This window comes from Shewanella sp. DNRA4, assembly GCF_012843185.1.
Taxonomy (GTDB): Bacteria; Pseudomonadota; Gammaproteobacteria; order Enterobacterales; family Shewanellaceae; genus Shewanella; species Shewanella xiamenensis.
The window spans coordinates 84,705-110,458 of the sequence record NZ_JABAIP010000007.1 but is presented as its reverse complement, the minus strand read 5'-3'; the positions used below and the strand labels follow the sequence as shown (position 1 = coordinate 110,458).

Below are 25,754 nucleotides of genomic sequence, written 5' to 3'. Positions count from 1 at the left end.
TATCTCTGGGGCAAACACGAATGTTAAGTTTTTATCCAAGGGTGTTTAATTGCCGCTGCTTAACATACAGCGCACCTACAGCAAGGTTATCTCCCTCTAAGTCGAGACTACGATTGACCAGTAACGGGAAGTTTTTACCTAAGCGTAAACTCATGCGTTTACAGAGGGTTTCGTTAGCTAACTCATTACCCGCTAAAGCAATTGTCTGTACTCCAATATTTAAGTCTATATGCTCAAGCCAATTAGCAAGGTAATCGGCGAGGGAGTCCTGCATCGCAAAAGCCAGTTGGCTTGGGTCGCTGTGGCCAGCCACTCTAAAGCTCAGTAGTGTGCCAAGGGTTTTGCACCAATTAAGGCTTCGATGGGCTTCGCCTTTGGTGAGAGGGTAATCGATGCGCGGTGCATTCGCTCCCTGATAACGCATGGCTGCCGCCATGAGAGCATCGCTCAAATAGTCTTGTGACTGGGTTTCTTCCTGCGGATTCAAACCAATCAATATCGCGGCAATAGCCCATAGGCTCTGAAGATTATCGCGTCTGCCGTGGAGTTTTAGGCTGAGCAGTTTCAAGTAGTCATCAGGAAACTGACTTTTAAACTTCTGCGCCACCGCTTTTTGCGGGCTGCTGTCGAGCCTGTGGAAAATATCATATCCATTATCGGGCAGCTCAGGTAGGGCAAAAAACAGTGAAGTGTCGCCTTTATTATCGCAGGTGACAATTTGGCTCGGATGATCATGGCTTAAGTAAATCACCGCCGCATTTTTGGCTTGCTTATGGCTGGTAAATTTACCATTTAGCAGTGCAGCAAAGAGCGCTGCATCGGTAATCGTATGATCTTCTTGATCACCTTCGTAATTCGTCTCACTCTCTACTGAGGATAAGACTTGTACGCTAAGCGTGCCTTGGTGCGAGCGTGTTTTTTTATGCGCTTGCCATTGTGCTTTAAAACCGAGAAAGCGAATGTCTTCCCTTAACGGCTCCGGCGCATTGAAATGTTTGCTGATGTTATTAGCATTATCTCCATCTTGGTGGGACAACTGGGCCCATGCGCCATCAACCCAAGCTAATTTGGGCCTATGGTGCTGACCTTGAAGATAAACCCAATCAATTCCTTTTTGCCGCAAAATTTCGCTAAGAACCGCTACCACGCGACTATAGCCAAAACAAATATCGTATAGCGGCGCGAACAGTTTTTGGTGATCTTGAATGGGTCTTGCGCAAATAAGCGGTTTTTCAATGCTGGATAGCGCAACGACTTGATGATCTTTTAAGCAAAAATGCGCATTTAAGGTGTTTGGATTACAGATCAGCAGTTGTGGTCTGCTGGCATCGCGAGCAAACGGTTCTAAGCTTAACGCTATACCTTCACAGCTTAACGCTAATGATCCTTGGGTTATTAACTGCTCAGCCATGGCTTTAAGATCGGTTAGCGTGAGGGCTTTTTGGGCAGGAGTTAAGCGGGTTTCACCGTGGCAACAGGAACAGGTTAAATCAATGGCACCAAATTGCGCCGCTTGATTATCGCCAAACAGGGGATAACATTGCTGGCAAAAAGCGGCAACCGATTTATCCATTTGGGGATCATGAGTCTCCAATAAGGTACGCTGGCCTTGTGGCTCATCGATAACTTTAATGCCTGAGTCAACCAACCAAACAGACATTAAAAAGTCAGCCGCAATCGCATCGGCCAATTGCTCTAGCGGCGCTTGTTCACCTTGGGCTTCAATAAAATAGGTTTGTGGACCAAAATCATTGTGGTTGTCGCAACCAATGCTAATATTCAGCGCATCATAATTTAGGTATTGATTACATAAATGCGCATATAAGGGCACCTGACGTGAGCAGGTAAAATCAAATCTGATGTTTTTCATCTTCTATATTTTCACCAAGAGTGACACCACGTTTATAGGAGTCGGGGATCAGCGAGTCGATACTATGATCGGCAATGCGTGTCGCAGTGAATCCAAGGGAGGCTAAGTGGGATAACAGGGTGCGCTCCATCAAAGGAACTGCGGATGCAACTTTGGGGGTGAGGCCGAGAGTCATAGGTTCAAGCACGGTTGGAGTAACACCTAATACAAAGGTTTTTGGCCTGTCGCCAACCATTTCCATCATGTTTAGGGTTTGTAGCATTTCGACTTCATGGGCGCTGCCTTGCCAGTCAATTTCCTGCGGGGCTTTATCAAAGTCGAAGAAATAGACCTCACCCGCTTCGACGCCATTGGCATTGACAGTATCGACCACGATCAAATAATCGTATTGGCAAATAATCGGAATGAGTCCCTGGGCTAAAGTGCCGCCATCGAGCATCTCGAGCTGATGGGACTCGTGCGTAAACTGATAATTCTCAGTGATGTAATTGACAAAATGTACGCCGATGCCTTCATCGGCGTACAGGACATTGCCAATACCCAGTAGCAATATCTTCATTGGACTCCTAGTGGTGTGAGTCTGGTTTCGGGTAGTCGTAACCAGAGACAATTGAGTCAACTGAGTTATGTTTGAAGCGTATCCCTGACCAAACCGCCATATAGACGTGGATAACCACAAAGATAACGAATGCCCAAGTGAGGTAGTGGTGCCAAATTCTCACCTGTGCCAGCCCACCCATTTGTGCGGTGATCCAAGCTGCACTGCTCCAAAGCATGCCACCTAAACCTTCATGGTAGACATTGGCATACAGTACGAGACCAGTAATACATATCACAAGCGCAACAAAGGAGATTGCTACATAGGTCACAAATTGCAGTGGCCCGTAAACGCCAGCTTTATGTAAATGTCCCATCCAAATGTAAGATTTTAGTTGGGTAATCCAGCTCTTAATGCTCATCACATCACGAAACGAGCGTCGCTCGATATCGCTACGACTGAAAAAATACAAGTAGAAGCGGGCCAAGGTAACTGCGGTTAAGATAAAACCGCAGATCAAATGGGCAAAACGGATCCAACCTTGTACTAATACATCCGTACTTTCGGGCGCCACAAGAAACGGCCAAGCAATATAGAATCCGGTGATCACCAGCACTAAAATCGTCAGTGCCCGTAACCAGTGGAAAATCCGTATCGCAGGACTAAAAACCAGTGTCCGAATGCGGGTTTCAGAATGGTTCATGTTGCGTTCCCTCCCTCGTTGTTATTGACCATTGGGGCTGACACGGAACTCGCTCAATGCCTGACCTTTAAAATCCATCACGTGTACAGAACACGCCATGCAAGGGTCAAATGAGTGAATAATACGTATCACCTCAAGGGGTTTAGTGGGATCTTCCAGTTTCAAACCAATCAGTGAGGCTTCATAGGGGCCTATCTTGCCATTAGCATCCACGGGACCTGCGTTCCAGGTAGTAGGCACCACGGCTTGATAGTTCTCAATGACACCATTTTTGATTCGGATCCAGTGGCTTAGCATGCCGCGGGGCGCTTCAATCATGGCGTGACCCACATACTCTTTACTTGGATCGATATGGGGTTTCACATAGGTGGTTTCATCTGACTGAATGTTTGTTAACAAGGCATCGAAGGTTTTCAGGCCTTCCTGCGCGACGATCACGGTTTGCAGCATCCGCGCAGCCGTACGGCCTAGGGTAGTGAAGAGTGCTTCTACTGGGAGACCTGTGCGTGCAAGCAGCGCATTGACGGCATCGACCACCACTTTATTGCCACGGGCATAACTGACTAATAAACAAGACAGTGGGCCCACTTCGACAGGTTCACCTTGATAACGAGGTGATTTCACCCAAGAGTATTTACCATCACCATCTAAGGTTGGCAGTTTGCCGTAAACCGTATCCCGCTCAACAAAGCCGGTATAGTTTGGAATGGTGGTGCCATCATACGGATGTTGCGGCGCATCAGCATTGTACCAAGCGTGGCTGACGTCCTCGGCGATGAGATCAGGGTTAATATCACTCACACCCGCTAAATCGCCATTCATAATCACGCCTTGGTCGAACAAATATTCACCATTAGCGAGCACGAAATCATTGGTAGCCATGAAGTTTTTAATATTGACGCCGCCTAGCACGCTAGGCTCAGTACCAAAGGCTTCGGCTGCCATCACGATATCGGCTTGATAAGCACGCAGGATAAAGTCTGTTACGATTGCGTGTTTTTGCTTCCATTCTTGCAGACGTGCAGGGCTCAACATATCGCGTACAGAAGTAACTCCACCGACAACTAATGATTGAGGATGTGGCTGTTTACCGCCGAATATTGCAAGCATTTCGGCGGCAACTCTTTGTACTTCGAGGGCTTTAAGATAGTGAGATAGAGCAATCAGGTTTTGTTCAGGGGTAAACTTATAGGTGCCATTACCCCAATAAGCGTTGGCGAATGGACCAAGTTTTCCGGTTTCGACAAAGCCTTTTACGCGCTCTTGCACAGCCCTTAATTCACCTTCGCCAGCGGCGATAGGCTTATCGGTATATTTGAGGGCGACTTGGGCGGCTTTAGCGGGGTCTGCACTGAGTGCTGAAACCACATCGACCCAATCTAAGCCATGGAGATGATAGAAGTGCACTATATGGTCATGCATATAGAGCGATGTTTGCATCAGCGAGCGAAGATACTTTGCATTCAAGGGAATTTGAATCCCTAAAGCATTTTCCACCGCTTCGGTACCACAGCGATAGTGCGAATAAGTACATACACCACAGATACGTTGCACAATGAGGCCCACGTCCATAGGCGTACGGCCTTTGAGAATAACTTCAATACCGCGCCAAAGTGTGGAGGATGACCATGCTTTGTTGATGACATTATTCTCATCAACTTCAACTTCGATACGTAAGTGACCCTCGATACGGGTGATAGGGTCGATAACAACGCGCTTGCTCATGGGTTATTCCTCCAGCGGCTTGGCAAAAATACTGGCAACAGCGTGGGCTCCAATGCCGACGACAGTCGCGCCTAAAATCACCGCACCGACGGTGTCTGCGGTTGCATCCAATCCATGGAGCAGTTGACGACCAAGGGGTTTCTCAAAGTCAGCCATATCATCCCAGAAATTAGGTTCCGAGCAGCCCATACAACCATGACCAGCTAACACAGGCCAACTGGTATGGTGATTGAAGCGTTCAGTGGGGCAGTTGTTATAGGTATAAGGTCCTTTACAGCCCACTTTATAGAGGCAGTAGCCTTCTTTTGCACCGTGATCGCCAAATTCTTCAACGAACTCGCCGGCATCAAAACGGCCACGACGTTCACAGTTATCATGTACCCGTGCGCCATAAGCCCATTTTGGACGATTGAACATATCCAGTGCAGGTAATTTGCCGAACATGATGAAGTACATCAAAGTACCGACAATGTTCTTTTCACTTGGTGGGCAACCGCCTAAGTTAATCACGGGTTTGCTCACAACTTCGTGCACGCCCTTAGCCCCTGTGGGGTTAGGGTAGGCGGCTTGTACACCACCGAAGGATGCACAGGTGCCCACAGAGATAATCGCTGCGGCGCCTTCGGCGGCATGTTTGATTATTTCTAAGCCTGTATGGCCTTTACAGCCCACGGTCAAGAAGCTGCCGTTATTGGCGGTCGGTATCGCGCCTTCTACCGCGAGCAGGTAGCGACCCTTGTAGGTTTCTAAGGCGTGCTCGAGGTTTTCCTCTGCTTGCCAACCCGCAGCTGCCATCAAGGTTTCGTGATATTCCAAGGAGATATGATCGAAGATCAGCGAATCTAGATTGGGGGTGTCGGCACGAACTAAGGATTCGGAGCAACCAGTACATTCAGCCATATGTAACCAAATTAAGGGTACACGGTCGGCTAATTCGGCGGCCTCTGCAACTAAGTTACTAAAGGGGAGTGGTAGGGCGAGCATACCCGTTACCATCGCACTCCATTTCATGAAGTCACGGCGTGTGATGCCATGTTGTTGTAATTTATCGAGTAATGTTTGCTGTTGACGGGGAGCTAATTGGCGCAACGCATCTAAGCGCGCCTTTCCCTGTTCATAGAGGGCTGCATGTGTGTCCATGGGTCAACCTTTTGTTGTTGGAATGTAAATTGTTAAGGGTTTACATAATTGACACATGCAGTTTAGGCGCTAGGCACTAGAAAATTATTGATGCATATCAAGAATTTTTCAGAGATGTGATTAAACTGATTTTGACATTAAATTAACATGATTCAGATCTAATTTCGATTTTGCTAATGGGACGAAATGTCTCACTTTTAACATTTTTGCCGTTAGAGCTCACTTTCCAACCAATTGATGGCTCAGATGTCCATGTGGCATAAAGACTTTATTTATTCTTTTAAAGTTTAAGCAAACCTTAAGATTCAGTTAATAAATTCGAACTGTATTGTGATAAATGGATAGCCTATGAAAAAACTCGTGTTGTTCCTCGGATTATTTAGTGCAAGCGTACTTGCCGCTCCTTCACTTGAACACCTTGTCTTTGATGCACAAAATCAAACTGTTTCACTGAATGAATTTAAAGGAAAAGTCGTTTACGTCGATTTTTGGGCCTCTTGGTGTGGACCCTGCCGTAAGTCTTTTCCTTGGATGAATACCATGCAGCAAAAGTATCAAGAGCAAGGGTTAGCGGTGGTAGCCATTAACCTTGATACCGACAAAGCCCTTGCCGATGAATTTTTAAAGCAAGTACCAGCCCAATTTACGGTGCGCTTTAATCCTGAAGGCGATGTCGCACGTAGCTTCGATTTATTGGGTATGCCCAGCAGTTTTATCTTTAATCGCCAAGGCAAGTTAGTAAATCAGCATGTCGGTTTTTACCAAGACAATATTGCCGATTATGAACAAGAACTGGTGAATCTTTTGAAGGAGTGATCTATGCGCAAAATCACATTAGTTGCTGTCTCGTTAGTGATGCTAGGAGTGAGTGGTTGTTCAAGCTTAGGGGTTGAGCCGTGGGAAAGAGGGCAGTTTGCGCGTAGTGATATGGCGCTTGATAGCGAAAAGTTAGATCAGGCGTTAGATGATCATATTTACTTCAGTAAAGAAGGTAGTAGTGGTGGCCGAGCTTTTGCTGGTGGTGGATGCGGTTGTAACTAAACCTTAATTTAATAATCGTTAATACCTTAGGTTTTCGTCTAAATAAGCTTCAGTGACATAAAGGTGTTGTCAGCCATGACAAATAAGAACAATAAGTTAGACAAAAATGACTCGCAAATTGTGCAACTAAAACCGCAGACAAAACAGATCGCTAGCGCGTTAGCCTTAGCCAGTTGTGGGTTGTTCGCGTCCAATGGTCACGCAACCGAGCTGGCGAAAAATATCGATGACTGGAAAGTTGATGCCGCACTCATGTATTACGGTGAACAGGACAGAGTTCAAGCGATAGAAGCCATAGGTACGGCACAGAAAAACTTTGGTGATGACAGTGTACTTGACCTTAAGCTGGTGGTTGATAGCTTAACGGGGGCCTCGGCATCGGGCGCAGTTGCTCAAAGTAACAGTCAAACCTTTACCCGTCCTTCAGGCAATGGCCAATATACCATAGCAGCGGGAGAAACCCCGCTCGATGATACTTTCCACGACACTCGAGTGCAGGCAAATGCGAACTGGTCGCAGGTACTGAATCCCGATTGGAAGGTCAATGGCGGTGTTTATGCTTCTAAGGAATTCGACTATATGTCGATGGGGATTAATGCAGGTGTCGAGCGTGGCTTTAATAAGGACAACACTACGCTGTTTTTAGGCACCTCATATAGCTTCGATGTGGTTGACCCTGTTGGTGGCAGGCCTGTAGCGTTATCAACGATGGCGATCCGCGATAACTTTACCAGCGATGAAGCTTATCGCAGTGCATTTGATGCCACTCGCCAAACTAGTAGCGATAATAAACAAACTGCTGATTTGATGTTGGGTATCACTCAAATTCTTAATCAGCGTTGGTTATTGCAAGCAAACTATGGTTTATCGAGTGTCAGTGGCTATTTAACCGATCCCTACAAAGTCTTAAGTGTCGTAGACAATAACGGTACGACCGAGAATATCGTCTACGAGAATCGTCCAGATTCACGCTTAAAACACAGTTTTTATATGATGACTAAAGGCGCGCTCGATTCGGGAGTGGTCGATTTTTCCTATCGCTATACTACCGATGATTGGGATTTAACCTCACACACCTTAGAAACCCATTATCGTTATTACTTCAGTGGCAGTTTTTATGGTCAGTTGCATCTTCGTTACTATCAACAAGCTGCGGTGAATTTCTATCAACCTTTTTTGATGGCGGAGTCACCATTGCCTGAGTTCGCTAGTGCTGATTACCGCATTGGGGATATGAGCGCCTATACGGTAGGGGTTAAGTTTGGTCACCGTTTGTCAGGCGGACATGAGATGACATACCGCTTGGAATACTATCAACAAGATCCGAAAAACAATGGCACCGAGCTCCCTGGTCAGTTGCAAAACTATGATCTGTTCCCGACTCAAAAGGCGATTACTGCACAGTTTAGTTATTCTTTTTAAAGCTAAACTGTGCTAATTAGTTCACGTTATTACGGTTTGAACTGGGCAACTGAGTTGCCCAGTTCCTGTATGTAAGACTTGTATTTAAACCTGTCATTGGTGAAGCCACATTAAGCGCCACCATAAGGAACCCGAAATGCCATCATTTTCTCCAAGTGCGCCATATCGACTCCTGCGCCGTGATTGGGGATTCTTGGGGGAATTTAGGGCAATGGCCAGCCCATGCGAGTTACTCATTGCCAGTCATGATGAGAGTATTGCCTACGATATGCTCGATATGGCAGCTCGGGAGGCGTCTCGCATCGAGCAAAAATACAGCCGTTTTATTGAAGGTAATTACCTGTGGCAGTTGAATCATGCTCAAGGCAAACCAGTGACCATCGATGAAGAAACCTGGCAACTTTTATCCTTTGCAAAACAATGTTTTGAGCTTAGTGGCGGGCTATTTGATATTTCTGCTTGTCCATTGATGCAAGTGTGGCGTTTTACTCCGGACGCCACTCTGCCCACAATGGCTGATATCGCCGCAGCGCGATCTTTCGTGGGATTTGAACGCCTTGAATTTAATTCACACGAGCTAAATATCCCCACGGGTATGCAACTTGATGTGGGGGGGATTGCAAAAGAATACGCGGTTGACAGCGTGGCCTATGAACTGGCGGAATCCTACCCTAAGATTTCGGTATTAGTGAATTTTGGCGGTGATATTGCTTGTCCTGTAGCGCATTCAGTCCCATGGCAGGTGGGGATTGAAGATCCGCATCGCCTTGATTGTGCAGCCAAAGTGCTCGCTATTACACAAGGTGCTTTAGCGACGAGTGGTGACACAAGGCGTTTTATTGAGGTCGATGGCAGGCGTTATGGGCATATCATTGATCCACGAACCGGATATCCTGTACGCGGTGCGCCACGGTCGGTGACCGTTCTTGGACCCAATTGCGTTACCGCGGGAATGCTCGCCACCATGGCAATGTTGCAGGGTGAGCAGGCAGAAGCCTTTTTAACCGAGCAATCGGTTCAGTTTAGTCTTTTTCGATAGGGCATCATCATGCGTATCATGTTAGTGGAAGATAATGAGTTACTGGCCCAGGGAATTTGCCTCAACCTTGCCAAAATGGGCATGCAGGTGGATCACTTAAGTAGCTATCAGCAGGCGTTAGTGGGAATAAAAAATGAAACCTTTAGCGCTATTGTGCTTGATTTAGGCCTTCCCGACGGTAATGGTAAAGAACTCCTTAAAACATGGCGTTCGCAGGGTGTATCGATTCCCACCATAGTGCTGACCGCGAATACCGATTTTGATACTAAATTGGAGTGCCTAGATGTCGGAGCCGACGATTATTTAGGTAAGCCCTTCGATGTGCGTGAGTTGGCGGCACGTATAAGGGCAATTGTGCGCCGTCAATATGGTCTAGACCATAACAGTTTAAATATTGGTGCATTAAGTATTGATCTCAACACGCGAGAAGTGATTTTTCGCGATCAAAATGTGCCCCTTTCACGCAGAGAATTTCAATTATTACTCGAACTTGCTCAGTCGGCTGGTCGAGTGTTAACCCGTAATCAGCTTGAACAACTCACCTATGGCTGGGATGAGGTGGGCAGTAATTCAATCGAAGTCCATATTCATCATTTACGTAAAAAATTAGCTAATGAGTTAATTAAGACCGTGCGCGGAATTGGCTACACCCTTACGGAACTGAATTAGCCATCTTGCAATTTATGCAAGGATTTAAGTGACAAACTCGACGTTTATCGGTATGAAGTAACTGCTTTATAAGACAGGTTACACTCATACAAACGACGGGGATAACGGGTTGAATCGACTCAAGGTGCTGGATGTGTACTCTTTACGCTTGCTATTAACCTTGCTAATGCTCTCGGGGATTTCGGTTTCAGTAGGGATTTCAAGCTGGTTTAGCACTCGTGATGCGAAGCATCAAATTGAAGAATTATTTGATGCTCAAATGTTGCAAACCGCAAAAATGCTCGAGTTGTTCTACCATGAAGAAGCCGATTTTAAGCTTCCCCAATCACAACCTCAAGTTCTCCACGTTCCGGACAGTCAAGTCAGTAGCTTTGCTGAAAAGGCTGACGCACTTAAGCTTGCCTATGAACATAAACTGGCGTTTCAGATCTGGAGTGAAGCGGGGCAGGCGTTGGTTTTTTCAGACAATATTGGGCGCGAGCCGATCACTAAATTTGTGCAGGGCTATAGTAAAAAAGTATTCGAAGGGGAGCTGTGGCATGTGTTCAGCTTTTTTTCTGTTAAATATAAAGTGTGGATTATCACGGCTCAGCAGGATGAAGTGCGCCAAGAGTTGGTTTCGCAAATTATGCATAACGCAGTAATAGTGCCATTAATTGTGGTACCGTTAACCCTGTTTATCGTCAGTTTACTGTTTTATATTCTATTTCGGCCGCTAAAAACCCTTGAACGGGAATTAATGGCACGCTCACCTAACGATCTCACACCGTTAGCTATGTCATTGCCTAAGGAATTAGTGCCAGTTCGACGGGCACTCAATCAGTATATCAGCAGTATTGCACACTTCATTGCCAGAGAGCGCCGCTTCAGTGCCGATGCAGCCCATGAGCTAAAAACGCCATTATCTGTGATTAAGTTACATCAACAGGGGTTAGAGGGATTAGTCGCAGATGAACCTGCTCAGCATATCCACCTTGCCGCGATTGATGCTGGTGTTAAGCACATGAGCCATACAGTAGAACAATTATTGTTGCTCGCTCGTGTTGATTCGATTGCCGAGTTGAATGTGCAATCCCATACCTTGTTATCTATGGTGGAGGATACGCTCAACCAACTGATGCCCCTGATCACTGAATATGAGTGGAATATTGACGTGGATGCCGGATTATCCATTATGTGTGACCGTTTTTATATGCTGGTGGTTTTAAAGAATATTATCGAAAATGCTTGTAAATACAGCCCAGTAGAATCTGAAATTAGCATTAGTGCAGCGCAAACCACCACAGGCGTTGAAATAAAGATCGCCGACCGTGGTCAAGGGATGACAAGTGAGCAAATTGCGAATGCCACCGAGCGTTTTTACCGTGTTAATGAAAATGAAGGTATAGGTGCGGGATTGGGATTATCCATTTGTCAGCATATTATTGGCTTACACCAAGGCCAACTAACCATCACTCCCCGTGAAGAGACTGGTTTAGTCGTCAGCCTATTTTTGCCTCGATAGTGTTAAGAGTGTAAGTCAATGAAGTCTCTCTCTGAATCACTTTTTGTATGCTTAGGCTCGCATATTAGCGACTATCACCTAAGATTATTGTCGGTGGCCAGTTTGTAAAACTAACTGATTTTATGTTCATTCTGCGAACTTGGCAGCACTTTATTAGCCTTTGTAACTTTTAAAGGTCAATTTGGTATGTTAATTCGAATTTGATATTCTTTAAAAGTATAAGTATATTACTAAATAGTATTGTGCAAAGGGAGTTAACTGCATCTTTATTTATGAGTTTTTTACTCCTTCTGATATCTTTCGCGATGTGTAACAGTCGGTGTTTTTTTTCGCTCAAACCGCAATAAAAAAATGTCACTGTACATATAAAAAACGTTGATTTCTTAGTTTATTTTTAGGTTACCTATCCTATGGTTAGCTTGTTGCGTTGCCAATCGTTTAAACCTTCTTCACTCATTTGCTCACTGGCGCTTAGCGCGGCGTTCGCCTTTTCGGGCACTGCATTTGCTGATGAGACCAAGCCTGTTGAGAATAAACCTACCACGCCCGTGGTGAGTCCACCCAAGGCAACTGCTCAGCCTGCAAACAAAACGCAAGTAAGATTCACCAAAACAGGCACCTTTGATGGTGAAACTGTGGTGAAATTGGCGCGTAAATTGGCCTCTAAGCCCTATGTCGTGTTAAAAGATCCACTGCCTGCCGGTCTTGCTAAGTTAACCTATGATGAATACCGCGATATTCGTTTTAACCCAGTATCGTCAATTTGGCGCGATCAAGGTTTACCGTTTCAAATGCAAATGTTTCACCGTGGGTTTTATTTTCAAGATTTAATTGAAATTGCCATCGTTGAAGCAAACCAAGCGACCCACTTAGCTTATGAGCCTAAGTATTTCACTGCGGGTGAGGTTATCTCTCAAGCATTACCTAATGATGATATCGGCTACTCAGGGTTTCGTATCCATAACCAATTAAACACTAACGGTATTTTTGACGAGTTGATGGTGTTCCAAGGCGCGAGTTATTTCCGCGCCTTAGGTAAAGGTAACTCTTATGGTTTATCTGCCCGTGGTTTAGCATTAAAAACTGCTGATCCAGAAGGTGAAGAGTTTCCGATTTTCCGCGCTTTTTGGGTAGAACGTCCATCCTACGACAGTAATCTGATCGTGGTACATGCGTTGCTCGATAGCCCGAGTGTTGCAGGTGCATACCGATTCTCGGTACGTCCAGGTGATAACACCCAAATCGACGTTGAAGCGACCTTATTCCCTCGTGTCGAATTAAATAAAGTTGGACTGGCACCTAGCACCAGCATGTTCCTGCATTCATTAAACGGTCGCCACGATACCGATGACTTTAGACCTGAAGTCCATGATTCAGACGGTTTATTGATGTTCAACGGCCGCGGTGAGCACCTATGGCGTCCATTGGCAAATCCACGTCAATTGCAGGTGAGTGCGTTTTCTGATAACTCACCACAAGGCTTTGGTCTTATACAGCGTGAACGTAACTATGCCTCTTATCAGGATCTTGAAGCCCAGTATGAGCGTCGTCCAAGTTTATGGATTGAGCCTGTGGGCAACTGGGGACAAGGTGCGGTTGTTCTGACAGAAATTCCAACAGAATCAGAAATTCATGATAATATTGTGAGCTTCTGGAAGCCGCGTCAGCCTATTCCTGCTGGTAGCGAATATCACTTCGCTTATCGCATGAGCTGGGGCGATGAACCAGTTGCGAAAACCAATTCTGTCGTGGTAAGTCGTACTGCAAGTGGTCGTGCTGACATTGCTAAAGCGACCCCTAGACGTTTGTTTGTCGTTGATTATCATCTAAATGGCGCTATGCCTGATGAGTTACCACTCGCGAAGGTTGAATCTTCTGGTGGAGTAATTTCAAATGTTGTCATCGCGCGTAATGCGGCAAACAATGGTTATCGCCTCGCGTTTGAGTTAGAGCCCGAAGATAAAGACCTTATCGAATTGCGTGCTGAACTCAAGTTCTCTACACCGCGTCAGGTTGAAACCTGGCTCTATCGCTGGACGCTTTAAGGTCCATGACGGAGCAACATAATATGACTGTATCCGAGAATTCGGTACTTGAGACTGAAGTACTCGTGGGTGGTAGCGCTATGCCTAATGAAAGGCCAGGCGCTATGGAGCCCCAAAGTTTAACCCAAATGCCTGAAGGATTTCCACGCCGTAGCACTGTGGCAAATGGAGTCCGTTCACGGGTTTCCCGTCGGGTGTTTGTTGTTGGTGGCGCCTTATTACTATCGGCCTTTGCTATCTATGAAATGGGCGCAGTTTTCAGTATTGGAGGGATTACTCCCCTCGAATATTTGATGTTGGCGTTGTTTGCGATTAACTTCTGCTGGATTGCATTGGCGTTTTGTAGTGGAATTGCTGGCTTTTTCCTCCTGTTGAAAAAGCCTAAGCCAAACGAGCTTGCACAGACTGAGCTGCACACGCGCACTGCGATTTTAATGCCTACTTATAATGAATCTCCTGACCGGGTATTTTCAGCGGTATCTGTGATGGCTGAAGCATTATCGCAAACGGGTCATGGGCATGCGTTTGATTGGTTTATCTTAAGTGATACTACCGATCCTGAAATTGCGCTGTTAGAAGAACAGGCGTTTTTAGTTCTTCGCCAAGAAACCCATAAACATTCTCGTGTTTATTATCGTCGCCGCCGTAAAAACGTCGCACGTAAAGCGGGTAACGTAGCGGACTTTTGCCGTCGTTGGGGCTCGCGTTATGACCATTTGCTAGTCCTGGACGCCGACAGTTTGATGGAGTCATCCACTATCACGGGGTTAGCGCAGCGGATGCAGGCTGATCCTGATGCGGGTCTTATTCAAACGATTCCATCACTGATCAATGGCACCACCTTAATGGCGCGTTTGCAGCAGTTTGCTGCACGCATTTATGGTCCTGTGATCGGTACTGGTCTTGGTTGGTGGGTGCAAAAAGAAGGTAACTTCTGGGGCCATAACGCGATTATCCGGACTGAAGCCTTTATGGGCGCTGCGGGTTTACCTAATCTTAAGGGTAAGCCACCTTTTGGTGGTCATATCCTAAGCCATGACTTTGTTGAAGCTGCATTGATCCGCCGTGCCGGATGGAGTGTGGTCATTGCATATGATTTACCCGGTTCCTACGAGGAATGCCCTCCATCAATTGTTGACTTAGCGGTACGCGATCGTCGTTGGTGTCAGGGTAACTTGCAGCACTCACGTATTCTGCCAACTAAAGGGCTGCATTGGGTTAGTCGCCTGCACTTAATGACGGGTATTATGGCGTACTTATCTTCGCCATTTTGGTTGTTATTGATTTTAACGGGGTTGATGCTCGCTTTGCAGGCCCACTTTATTCGTCCAGAGTACTTCACCGATCAGTTCTCATTATTCCCAACTTGGCCAATCATGGACTCGGATAGGGCATTGAGACTGTTCTATATCACTATGGTGGTGTTATTTGGACCGAAGATCTTTGGCGTGTTGTTGCTGTTAAAAGATGGCAAATTTGCCCGCAGCGTAGGCGGGCGCATTAAAGCGATGCTCAGTGTGTTATTTGAAGTCATTCTCTCAGCATTGATCGCGCCAATCATGATGTTCATCCACTGTGGTGCGGTAATGTCGATTCTGATGGGACGTGATAGTGGTTGGTCTCCACAGCGCCGTGACGATGGTAGCATGCCTTGGTTAACCCTGATTTATCGCCACCGTTGGCATATGCTTGCAGGTGTGATGTTGGGGTATGCCGCGATTTTGGACTCCTTAACATTGCTCGCGTGGATGAGCCCCGCCTTGATTGGTTTGTGGTTAGCGGTGCCCATTTCGGCTTGGACCGGTTCGATTAAAATTGGGGAGTTTTTCAAACGTATTGGGATCCTCGCCACTCCAGAAGAACGCAGTCCTGCGCCTATTTGTATTAGGGCACAAGAAGCGCGTGCGGCTTACCAAGCGCATATTGAACAGCCTTGGACATTAGCACAATTACTGAAAGATCCTGCGCTGATGGAGCTTCACTTAGCCATGGTTGATAAACAGCCACTACGTGCCGCCGGAACGCCGATTGAACCAGTTGAAGCCATTGTGCACGTCAAAGTACATGAAGCACAGTGTCAGCAAAGTGCCTTAGCACTCTTTAATCGCCAGGAAATGGCTTTAGTGCTGGCTAATCCGCTAATGCTGCGGAGTTTGCAAAAACTACCAGAACAGTTTGTGCCAGAGGATCTGGTTTCCTTCTGTTAATTACTTTCTATTACGCTAAATAGTAAAAATGCCACTGATGATCAGTGGCATTTTTGTTTTAGGTCGATAGTGAGCTGCATTTTACGAACAGCTTCAGCTATAGTGATCTTAATACTAATCTCGCTCTGGATAATAAATGTATCGCAAACAATTCGTTGCACGACTTACTGATTGAATTGACTTGCTATAGGCTCGTTTTTTTGCGCCTACATTTGCCTTGTTTTCAGCGCCAAAGTGCAGTTTGAGATTAGGCATTTTATTTTTTGCTGTATTGATTGCATTTATCCATCTCTTAACCTACCTAACTTACTGTTGTAAATGGAGATGTCTATGGTGTCTGTGACTCGTTTTGCGCAGTGTTATCGCTTGGGGTGTTGCACATTTCAATGGTATTTAAAAGCGCTGTTGATGGTGTTTATATTCGTTTCGAGTGCACCACAAGCCGCTGAGTCTACCGAACAAACACATGGTTCTACAGAGTTAGACATTTCTATTACACAACTACTCGATCAGACATTGTTGCTTGATCTTGCCGATGTCAGTCCGGTATTTCGAGCTAATTATCAAAAACTCAGCCAATGGCAACATCGGCCCTTGAGTACTGATGAACAAGCCGAACTGCTTAAGATGCACCAACAACTTGAACGCTATTGGTATTACCTCGATCAGCAAGCGGAATGTGTTGAACCTTGTATCAGTAAGGTATTTACTCAACATGACACTCATTACCGAGCTGTGCTCTTTACGCTTAAACAGCTCATGAAGTTAGAGAACATGACTTCATGGGATACGTTAACACAGGAAGAGAAACTCACTCCCGGGCAGCAAAGTCCTTTGATTTTGCCAATTGCGAAGCGACTTTTTGTATTAGGCTTTCTACCAAATGAACTCACTATTGAATCTGCTGAAGAGGTGAGTAATGGGATGATTTATCGCGATGAACTAGTGATAGCCATTAAGAAATTCCAGCAGCAACACGGCTTACAGGCCGATGGCGTGATAGGGAAACAAACCCTTTTCTGGCTTAACCAATCGCCCCATACTCGGGCTAAGTTACTGGCGAAAAATGTGCTGAGACAGTGGATATTGACACCACAGTTACCAGCACGCTACCTACTGGTTAATATTCCAGCATTTGAGCTCCAGTTAGTTGAAGAAGGGAAGGTGACTTTACAGTCTAAAGTGATTGTCGGTAAAGCATCGCGGCCAACGCCTTTATTAAAAAGTCAAATTTCCAGTGTTGTGATGAACCCTGAATGGCGAGTGCCACGCACGATTATTCAACGTGATATCCTGCCGCATATTCGCCATGATGGGCATTATCTTACTGAACGAGAATTTGATGCTTACGATTATGATGGTAAGCGCGCCGAGCATTCTGCAGAACAATGGCAAGTACTCGCTTCATCGCATTTTCCTTATCAGTTGGTGCAACGGCCAGGACCCAAAAATGCCTTAGGCCGCTATAAATTTCATTTCGACAATAGTTTTAGTGTGTATTTGCATGGAACTTCTGAGCCAAGTCTCTTTAAAAAGGCTAACAGAGCTTTATCATCGGGCTGTATTCGGGTCGAGAAGGTTGAAGAATTAGCACGCTGGTTTAAGAGCCATTTAGTCAATGATCAGCGCCTTTGGGATAAATTAAGTTCAGATATCACCCAATCCCAATGGTTTTCCTTGTCTGATAAGTTGCCCATATTTATTGTCTATTGGACGGTATGGCTTGATGACGCTGGGGAAGTGCAATATCGGAATGACATTTACCAGCAGGAGAGTGAGCTGAGTTATGTGGTTTCGGCAACGATTTTTAACATGCTCTAATTGATTGAACTTTTGAAGGATTTTTTAATCTGATTGTTTGCATGTCGATCAAGACTTGATCTGGATGGCAATTCACGATAATTTGCGTTCTCAGTGTCCAAAAAACGAACAGAAGGTGATGATGTGACCTTACTTTGTCCTGCCCGTAGGCAGTTGTTGTTAGGCCTCAGTGGTGTGGCATTGTGTTCCTTAATTCCTTCCAAAGCGATAGCGAGCCGTTCAACCAAAGGTGTGCGTGAGCTTAGCCTGTATAATCGCCATACGGGTGAATATAACAATGGTAGCTATTGGGTCGATGGCCATTATCAGAGTGAAGTGTTGGCCGATTTTAGCCACTTGCTGCGAGATCACCGTCAAAATGTAACAGCGCCGATGGATAAACGCTTATTTGATCTGCTTTATACGCTTAAGACGACGTTAAATACTGATAATGAAATCCATGTGATTTCTGGTTACCGCTCACCAAAAACCAATGCGATGTTGGCAGGTAAAAGTGGTGGTGTAGCTAAAAAAAGTTACCATATGCAAGGCATGGCAATGGATATTGCGATCCCTGGGGTCAAATTAAAGACAATCAGAGATGCGGCTTTATCACTTAAGCTAGGAGGCGTAGGCTATTATCCTAAGTCTGGTTTTGTGCACGTTGACTGCGGTCCTGTGCGGCATTGGTAGTTTGTATCTTTTGCTCAGTGTTTAATGAGAGCTGCTGATAAAATTGCAGCTCTAGCGTTTGGATGTCCTGTAAGTAATACTCGAGTAGCGGCAAAAAAACTTGTCCCAGTTTATTCATCTCACGGTGTTGCTGCCAATCACTAACCTGCTTATTCAGACTTTGTGAAAACTTAAATTGTCTTAGTCTTTGGCTCTCAACTGCCGGTGATTCACAGATCTGCATTAGCATGAGTAAACTGCGGTTTTTTTGTTGTGTGCAGGCGAGTAGTTCCAGCAATTTTAACTCTATCGTGGTCTGCTGATAGGGGACAGTTTTAATGAGTGAGACCAGTTCACGGGCTAATTGGCAGGAGAGTCGATTTTCTTGTTGCAATAAATACAGCTCGTGACACATGTTTTACAAGGCTGAAGTGGCAAAATTTGCTCGAGCTTAACAGGCATCGAATGGCTTAAGTGTGATCAAGATCGCGTGTTTTTCGATTCAGATCAAAGGTGTTTCGCCTATGTAACAGCGCTAGAACAAGTTTCCCAATTCAATAAATACTCTTGTTAATTGATAACGATATCCCATTATTACCCCATTGCATTCAGAGTCTGGCTGTTCTTGTACCTGCTGAGTAACTGTGTTAGTATGCGCGCGCTTTATATGAGTCACCATTGGTCGAGAATGGTGATATTTTTTACTCTAAATTTAAGTGAGAAACACATGTCTTACACTATCCCAGCACAAACCCGCACTGAAATAGGGAAAGGTTCGAGCCGCCGCCTACGTCATGCAGGTAAAGTTCCTGCCGTTATTTATGGCGCAGGCAAAGAGCCAGTTTCTATTGTTTTTGATCACAAAGACATCATCAACATTCAAGCTAACGCTGACTTCTATACTTCTGTAGTGACTATCGTATTAGATGGCAAAGAAGTAGGCGTTCGTGCACAAGCTATGCAACGCCACGCGTTCAAGCCAATCATTGAACACGTTGACTTCGTTTACGCTTAATTACGTAATTGAAGCAAAAAGCGCCTATATGGCGCTTTTTTTGTGGCTGCTTTTCACTCATCAAACTCTGATGCTTGCAAGTTAAGTGACTTTACCCATCAAACAATTGCTGGTGTTTAATCATTTTGCCTGTGCACAGCGTCAATATCATCATCGGCATGTAGCTCACTATTGTGTCTGTGTGCTAGCCAAGCACTACTTGATATTGAAATTGTAATAGATATCGAGGGATTGCCCTAAGGTACCGGATACTGTTTCAAGATAGAGTTGGGATAACAGGTAATATCTGACAGTCATCTCATATCCAGGATTGAATACGCCAACACCGTATTTGACCATAAGGTTATCACCGATAAAACCACTGATGGCAACACGGCCCTCATCATTAGTATCGAGTTGCACGTTAGAGAAACCAAATTCTTCGATAATGCCCGCTGCTGTATTTCCAATATTATTAATTGCGCCACCGCCACCAACCTGAGCACTGAGTCCCAGCGCAGCTCCCATCATCAAGGAGTTGTTCTGCTCATTATTGGTACTGTTGAACCCGCTGCCTTTAATAATATAAGACAGAATTTCGGCTTGTTCCTTGGCCGGATTAGAGAAAAGGGTGACCACCGGCCGAGTGGGAGTACCAGTGACGCGCACTCCCGCGACCAGATCTTCGCTCTTAATTTCCCGAATTGCTTCAATATTTAAATTAGGGACAGAAGGTGGGCCTACAAATTGCACTTCACCCGTACGGATTTTTAGCGTTTGCCCCATAAACTTATAGTTGCCTTGTTTGACCTTAATATCTCCAAATAACAGGGGGGGGCGAAACGCCTGTTGCTGAAGTTTTAAGGTTCCCTGTAGCTTACCTTTTAGGCCCATTCCATCGATTTTAAGATCGTTGCCAACGTTAATATTCAGATCGGCCACAATGGCATAGGGGCTGGCTTTAGGTTGCGCGGCGGCAATAGAGTCATTGAAAACGACATCCTCTGACAAGGCTACACCACCCTCAGCCAGTTGCACTATCTTAATATTACCCGAGGGAACATCGACGACCCCTTTGACTTCAAGTTGTTGGCTGCTAAAGGCAATCGTGAGATCGGGCGATACATCTAAGAGTGCGAGTGGTGGTTGGATCACCGCCAGTTTATCGCCTTTGACGGCAAGTTCTCCGCTAAACAGCCCTTGAGGCCAACGCATTTGTCCCGTAATTCGGCCTAAACCATTGCCCATCATCCAGCGACCTTTAAGGGATGCCTGCTGACCGCCAAGATCCATCGACAGATCAATTTTATTGATAAGGGTAGGGTTCGCTGTCAGTGCAAGAGCTCCTTGAGTGAGCGAAACATTACCCGATACTTCGGGGGCATCTAGGGTACCAGCAAAGTTTAATTTGCTAGTCAGTAAGCCTTCTAGGGTATTGAGCTGTGGGAAAAATTCGCCAAGAGGTTGAAGGTTAATTTGTTTGATATTGGCATAACCCGACAACACGCGGTCAGGCGTCACGTTAACAGTGAGTTCACTTTGCCAGCTTGCCACGTCCTGTGACTCAAAGTTGATAGACGACATTAGTCGTTTGGCATTTAAGTTAGCTTTTAAAGCAAGTTGCTGATATTTAATGGTGACTTCACGATTTTTGGCGCGTTTGAGTTTGATGCTACCGGGATCGAAGTTAAAATCGATATTCGCCGTGGGTTTTCGCCCTGCGGTCCAAGCAAAGTTTGCCAATAGCGAAGAGCGACCATCCCAATCCATATTGCTTGGTAATACTGGGGCTAAAAGTTTACCAAGATTACCAGCATAACTTAGTTGCACCTCGCCTTTTTTACCTAGCGAGATTTGATTATCTAAACAAATCTTACTGTTAGGATTGACTAGACAGAAGGGGCTGACATTGCCTTTGGTTGTATTTTGATCCCATGCGACAAGGATATCTTTATCTATTTCCCAGCGACCAACAGGAGTTGCCAAGTTAATTTTATTCACTTGAGCTTGTAGTCGAGATTTTTTCATATCGTATTGACTGGTCACGCCAAGCTCGACCCCCAAATCCCCAGTGGCACTTAGGGTCAGTTTTTGGTTTTGAATATCGCCCTTACTGCCAAAGGTGACGGTATCTAGATTCTGTGAACCGAGTTGTAGCGCCTTAGACTTGAGCGATAGGGCAAATTCGTGTGCATCCAAAGGCTTATAGTAGGCTTTGAGCGTGGATTCCCTCAGCTTAATATTTTGGTGCACCAGATCGACCAGTTGCGCGGTTAACTCAAGCTGTGGATGTTTTTCATCCCCAGTGACATTGATATCGGCCTGCAATTGGCCACTGGCTTGGGGTAGCCATAAACCAAAGTCGGGGACTTGCAGCTTACCCTCAATGTTCCAGGTTTTGTTGGTTTCTCCCGCTAAAGTTAAGGTGGAACCCAGTACCTTGGCATTGACCCCTTTGGCGCTGATATACAGTTTATCGTTGATACTGACATCGGCGGTGATATCAAATGGATATCCCTGCAAGCTGCCCGACAGTTGAGTGTCCGCTAGAGCAACTTGCCACTGTTTATCTAACAAACGTCCCGTGGTCTGTAATTGTCCAGAGATTAAACTGTTTGGCAGGCTGCTGCTTGCAGTGGCAGGCATCGCCTTATCGGTATTTGTGCTCGGTGTGTTCGTGTCCTTATTTGGCGTTGATTCTGACGTCTGCGCCACTTCTGGCAGGGTGATTTCCTGTAATTTCAGGTTATCGAGCAATACCTTGGCTTTCCAATTGATCGCCTTAGCGTAATCTAGCTCACCAGTCACATCGATCGAACCTAGCTCGCCCTTAGCATTAAACTGCTTAATATCGAGTTTCGCATCTTGATGATGGAGTTCACCGCTAATGGCTAACATTTTATGAAAAGGTGTGGTGACATTTCCTTTGAGTATTGCGGCTTGTTGAGTAAGGGAGCCTTGGCTGTCGAGGTTAAGATCGCTGACGAGATACTCGGCATGTTGCAGTGGCCACTGTGCGCGGGCTTTCTCCAGTTTGACCTTGTAGGGAAGCGTGGGATCTTTCAGGGTCAATTGCCCATTGAGACTAAAATCGACATCTCCTTTTGCAAGGGCTTGAATACCGAGTTGTCCGACACTTTGGCTAAGCGTGAGGCTTAATTGTTGATGTGTCAGCTCCGGCAACTCGGCAACCTGAGTCACATTGGCCTTAACCTCAAGCGCGAGCGGATAGTCCTGTTCGAGGGCGAGTTGGCCCACCACAGAAAGATCTCCATAACTGTGGCCAAGTTGCAGTTTATTAAGGGTTAACTGATACTTGGCAAATTGCCCCTGAAGCTCAATATGGCTAAACAGATCTTCGCGTGGCCCAATCTGCAAACGGCTGTTGTCTAAGCTAAGTTGTTTTACATCCACCGGAAAAGGCATAAACACCTGCGGCAAATGGGCAAGTGCCCATTCCTCTGTAGATGTTTGCTTATCGGCGTTTTTATCAATTTGCTTTTCAGCCTGGGTATTCGCTGGCGTTTGCGCCGTAGCTCCCTTATTAGCAATGGGCTTATCCGCTGAAGCTTTAGCACTTGCTGTCGCCACTGTGGTTGCTGATTTTTTGGTCTCAGGCTGAGTTGTCGCCGCTGCGGTCGTGGTTTTTGCAGTTGCAGCTGTCTCGGCTGCCTTGGTGTCAGTGACTTGTGTGCCTGTGATTTGAGTATCTGTGACTTGAATACTTGCGCCTTGAGGATCTGTGGCCTGTGTGTCTAGCACAGGGCTGTCTTCGGTAGGAATTAACACAGCCAAGCCTTCACTGCTAAGCTGCTCGACTGTCAGTCCTTCGGTAAACCAAGTAGCGGCGGTCTGAATATGATTGGCCGAAAAGCGCATCTTATCGACCGCAATATTGATGTTGTTCAGTTCGGCGCTGTCGAGCTTTATCCCAAAGGGCAGAACCAGTTCACTCGGCTCATCATTTTCGGGGGTAACGTCGGCTTCAGTGGAACCTGAGCTTAAGGCCTCGGTATCGATATTGACATCGATTTGGCTCGCCGTTAAAGCATTCACGCACAGCTGTTTTTGTAGCAAACACGTGGGTTGCCACGCGAAATGTAAATCCTTGAGCTCAACGTTAATCCCTTCCATCGACCAACTGGCGTGGGCTAAGGTGAGATCCTTATTTAAGGAGCCAGAGGTGTAGGTGAGCGCCAGATCGGGCACAAATTTATCGGCTAAGCCGACACTGATCCGTGAGCCAATTTCAGTCCCCAGCAGTAATGCCATCATCACTAAGAGAGTTAAGGGGACGTAAACAATAATGCGCGTACAGAGTTTAAATATTTGCCATAGGCGCAGCTTTAGGGTTTTAGGCGGAACACAAGTTGGGTTTTGTTCCACAGTTTGTGGCTCATGCGTTTGATTTTCATGTTGAGCGGATGTATTGGGCTCATGAATTGGGGGCTGACTCATAATTCTGTCCCCATGGTTAAGTGAATACGCCATGAGCGGTCGATTGTGTCAGTCTCTTTCAAACCTACCCCTAAATCCAACTTAATTGGGCCAATGGGGGATATCCAATGGATACCACCACCTACGGCGATAACGGGCTCAAACTGATTGTTATCAAAAGCGTTACCCGCATCGACAAAGGTTGCAACCCGCCATGTTGGTGTAACGTAATATTGATATTCCAAACTACCAACCATTAAGTAACGGCCACCGATAACCTCCCGATTGACCTTGCCATCGGCATCGATATAGTCCAGATAAGGGCCTAACTCTTGATAGCCATAGCCGCGAATGGTTTGGTCACCACCTGCAAAGTAACGCAGTGATGGTGGGATCAAGGCTAACTCATTTTCATTGGCAAGGTTGGCGGCTAAATCCATGCGGGCCACGATTCTGTGGTTATCAAAAAAGGTGTCAATCCACTTAAATTTTGCCTGCAAGCGGGCAAGGCGTGTTTCTGAGCCTAGATAAGGATCGGCATAATCTAGGCTGTATATTTGCCTAAAACCGGATTTGGGATCGAGGGTGTTATCGCCACGGGTAGTTTTAGAAAAGTTAATCCCCGCAAGGTAAAAACTCGGGCTGTAGTCGATATCTGACTGAGTATATTCTTCACGAATGGCATCGAGGGAATAGCTCATGAGCCATTGATTTTCCAGCCGTTGCTGTCTTAATAGACCGAGTAAATACTTGGTCGCTTCTAGCTGCCCTGTGTTGCGAAAATCACGGTTTTCAGGCTCGTAAACTTGTGTAACCCCATATTTATCCCGCAGTAAGCCTAAACGGATCTTCAGTTGGTCGTCCAAAGGATGAGTCAGTGGAATGGTATAAGTGGTCAAAAATTTGGGCCTATCAGGCGACCACTCCAAACTGGTTTCTTGGGAATGGCCGTATTTATTGATCTGCGGGGTTCGCCAAGTAACACGCACCCTAGGATCGAAGGTCTTATCTGCGCTTTGGCCGATATCACCACCTAAGCCTAATTCGATGGAATGGCTGGCTTTATCGGTCAACTCTACCTTGACGGGCAGTTGATTATCTTTTGCCTGATCGAGCTGTGGGATCACTTTAATATTGGAAAAATATCCCGTATCCAGCAATTGACGGTTAAGGGCGCTGACTCTGCGAGTCGAATAGGCCGCATCTTCCTTAAAGGGGATAAGTTTGGTGAGAATATCCGGCTCTAAGGTATGACCTTCAAAACTGACTTGGCCAAAATGGTAACGTGCGCCAGAGTTAAAATGCAGGCTGATTTGGGCGGTGTTTAAATCGCGGTTGATGTTAATCTGTGATTCTGTAAATTCGCCATCGAAATAGCCTCGCGCGAGAGCGAGCGTCACCAGTTGGGATTTGACATCCGAATATATGCCGTGGTTGAGCGTATCTCCGGGCTTAATATTGACCTCAGCAAGCCATTTGTCGAAGGCTCGGTCGTCAAGCATTTCGCCTGAAAAATTAATATCGACCCATTGAATTTTAACTGGTTCACCTGCATTGACCGTAAGCTTGAGTTCCCAAGGACCTTTCTCTTTCTCGACTAAATGTTCCTCCAACTCTCCATGGTAATACCCCATAGACTCTAGGGCGGTGGTAACATTGTCTTCCACATTAAATAAGAAGGCTCGGCGCTGCACTTCGGAGTCAGGCATTGCACCTAAGTGGGCGAGAATATTACGCTTCAGGGCTTCGTCGACCCCATTGACTGAAAGCGTTAAAAAGTTATCAGCGGCCATAGTCGCTGATGCCACTAAACTTAGACTCAGTAGCAAATGAAGACGAAAAGATAATGAGGTAATTTGCAAGAATCGCTGCACTTTATAGTCCCTGTGATGTGACTTCATTGTCGCCAGAATAGCGTTAACAGGCAAGGAGATGATTGAAATTAGTC

General features: G+C 45.9%; 19 protein-coding genes. 11 read left to right on the top strand and 8 right to left on the bottom strand.

What is annotated here, in order from left to right:
• Nucleotides 1-31 precede the first annotated feature (31 nt).
• From HG547_RS09290 to hyaA, 5 genes are read right to left on the bottom strand one after another with little or no spacing between them, the layout of a single operon-like run.
• The gene (locus HG547_RS09290; protein WP_169547685.1) at nucleotides 32-1,870 is read right to left on the bottom strand and encodes a NiFe hydrogenase; all 1,839 of its coding nucleotides are present in this window, start codon (nucleotides 1,868-1,870) and stop codon (nucleotides 32-34) included.
• On the bottom strand, nucleotides 1,851-2,429 hold the full coding sequence (locus HG547_RS09285) for a HyaD/HybD family hydrogenase maturation endopeptidase (RefSeq protein ID WP_037417949.1): 579 nt from the start codon (nucleotides 2,427-2,429) through the stop codon (nucleotides 1,851-1,853). The genes HG547_RS09290 and HG547_RS09285 overlap by 20 nt, the downstream gene beginning before the upstream one ends.
• A 7-nt stretch (nucleotides 2,430-2,436) precedes the next feature.
• Nucleotides 2,437-3,111: a Ni/Fe-hydrogenase, b-type cytochrome subunit gene (cybH, locus tag HG547_RS09280; protein ID WP_037417952.1), complete on the bottom strand. Its 675-nt coding sequence runs from the start codon at nucleotides 3,109-3,111 to the stop codon at nucleotides 2,437-2,439.
• Between the two features lie 21 nt (nucleotides 3,112-3,132).
• Nucleotides 3,133-4,836 (bottom strand): nickel-dependent hydrogenase large subunit, encoded by a 1,704-nt coding sequence (gene hyaB / locus HG547_RS09275; protein WP_047539665.1) that lies wholly within the window; start codon nucleotides 4,834-4,836, stop codon nucleotides 3,133-3,135.
• Between the two features lie 3 nt (nucleotides 4,837-4,839).
• Complete coding sequence (gene hyaA, locus HG547_RS09270) at nucleotides 4,840-5,976, bottom strand: nickel-dependent hydrogenase small subunit (RefSeq protein WP_037427738.1); 1,137 nt, start codon at nucleotides 5,974-5,976, stop codon at nucleotides 4,840-4,842.
• A gap of 348 nt (nucleotides 5,977-6,324) precedes the next feature.
• Between hyaA and HG547_RS09265 the strand changes: the two genes are divergently transcribed.
• The 10 genes from HG547_RS09265 to HG547_RS09220 all read left to right on the top strand — a co-directional run bounded on the left by HG547_RS09265 (nucleotide 6,325) and on the right by HG547_RS09220 (nucleotide 18,396).
• Nucleotides 6,325-6,792 carry a TlpA disulfide reductase family protein gene (locus HG547_RS09265; protein ID WP_169547684.1) on the top strand — a complete coding sequence of 156 codons (468 nt, stop codon included), beginning with the start codon at nucleotides 6,325-6,327 and terminating at the stop codon, nucleotides 6,790-6,792.
• 3 nt (nucleotides 6,793-6,795) lie between these two features.
• Complete coding sequence (locus tag HG547_RS09260) at nucleotides 6,796-7,017, top strand: DUF4266 domain-containing protein (protein WP_037417959.1); 222 nt, start codon at nucleotides 6,796-6,798, stop codon at nucleotides 7,015-7,017.
• 75 nt (nucleotides 7,018-7,092) lie between these two features.
• The gene (locus HG547_RS09255) at nucleotides 7,093-8,439 is read left to right on the top strand and encodes a DUF3570 domain-containing protein (RefSeq protein ID WP_169547683.1); all 1,347 of its coding nucleotides are present in this window, start codon (nucleotides 7,093-7,095) and stop codon (nucleotides 8,437-8,439) included.
• Nucleotides 8,440-8,575: 136 nt separating this feature from the next.
• Nucleotides 8,576-9,478 (top strand): FAD:protein FMN transferase, encoded by a 903-nt coding sequence (locus HG547_RS09250; RefSeq protein ID WP_169547682.1) that lies wholly within the window; start codon nucleotides 8,576-8,578, stop codon nucleotides 9,476-9,478.
• Nucleotides 9,479-9,487: 9 nt separating this feature from the next.
• Complete coding sequence (locus HG547_RS09245; RefSeq protein WP_037417965.1) at nucleotides 9,488-10,147, top strand: response regulator transcription factor; 660 nt, start codon at nucleotides 9,488-9,490, stop codon at nucleotides 10,145-10,147.
• 109 nt (nucleotides 10,148-10,256) lie between these two features.
• On the top strand, nucleotides 10,257-11,651 hold the full coding sequence (locus HG547_RS09240; RefSeq protein WP_037417968.1) for an ATP-binding protein: 1,395 nt from the start codon (nucleotides 10,257-10,259) through the stop codon (nucleotides 11,649-11,651).
• Between the two features lie 410 nt (nucleotides 11,652-12,061).
• Nucleotides 12,062-13,696, top strand: a complete 1,635-nt coding sequence (locus tag HG547_RS09235; protein WP_037417971.1) for a glucan biosynthesis protein G — start codon at nucleotides 12,062-12,064, stop codon at nucleotides 13,694-13,696.
• 23 nt (nucleotides 13,697-13,719) lie between these two features.
• A complete protein-coding gene (gene mdoH, locus HG547_RS09230; protein WP_037417976.1) occupies nucleotides 13,720-15,903 on the top strand; it encodes a glucans biosynthesis glucosyltransferase MdoH in 2,184 nt (727 codons plus the stop codon).
• A gap of 330 nt (nucleotides 15,904-16,233) precedes the next feature.
• Nucleotides 16,234-17,724 carry a L,D-transpeptidase family protein gene (locus HG547_RS09225; RefSeq protein WP_248278728.1) on the top strand — a complete coding sequence of 497 codons (1,491 nt, stop codon included), beginning with the start codon at nucleotides 16,234-16,236 and terminating at the stop codon, nucleotides 17,722-17,724.
• Between the two features lie 123 nt (nucleotides 17,725-17,847).
• Nucleotides 17,848-18,396, top strand: a complete 549-nt coding sequence (locus tag HG547_RS09220) for a DUF882 domain-containing protein (RefSeq protein ID WP_047540686.1) — start codon at nucleotides 17,848-17,850, stop codon at nucleotides 18,394-18,396.
• Here HG547_RS09220 and HG547_RS09215 read toward each other — a convergent pair.
• Entirely contained in the window at nucleotides 18,347-18,790 is a 444-nt protein-coding gene (locus HG547_RS09215) for a hypothetical protein (RefSeq protein WP_037417982.1), read from the bottom strand. The genes HG547_RS09220 and HG547_RS09215 overlap by 50 nt on opposite strands.
• 312 nt (nucleotides 18,791-19,102) lie before the next feature.
• Here HG547_RS09215 and rplY point away from each other — a divergent pair, with 312 nt between their 5' ends.
• Nucleotides 19,103-19,390: a 50S ribosomal protein L25 gene (gene rplY / locus HG547_RS09210; RefSeq protein ID WP_037417983.1), complete on the top strand. Its 288-nt coding sequence runs from the start codon at nucleotides 19,103-19,105 to the stop codon at nucleotides 19,388-19,390.
• Nucleotides 19,391-19,585: 195 nt separating this feature from the next.
• On the opposite strand, the gene HG547_RS09205 is transcribed toward rplY, so the two are convergent.
• Together HG547_RS09205 and HG547_RS09200 are read right to left on the bottom strand one after the other, a co-directional pair.
• Nucleotides 19,586-23,827, bottom strand: a complete 4,242-nt coding sequence (locus HG547_RS09205; RefSeq protein ID WP_169547680.1) for a translocation/assembly module TamB domain-containing protein — start codon at nucleotides 23,825-23,827, stop codon at nucleotides 19,586-19,588.
• Nucleotides 23,824-25,680, bottom strand: a complete 1,857-nt coding sequence (locus HG547_RS09200) for an autotransporter assembly complex family protein (protein ID WP_037417987.1) — start codon at nucleotides 25,678-25,680, stop codon at nucleotides 23,824-23,826. The genes HG547_RS09205 and HG547_RS09200 overlap by 4 nt, the downstream gene beginning before the upstream one ends.
• Nucleotides 25,681-25,754 lie beyond the last annotated feature (74 nt).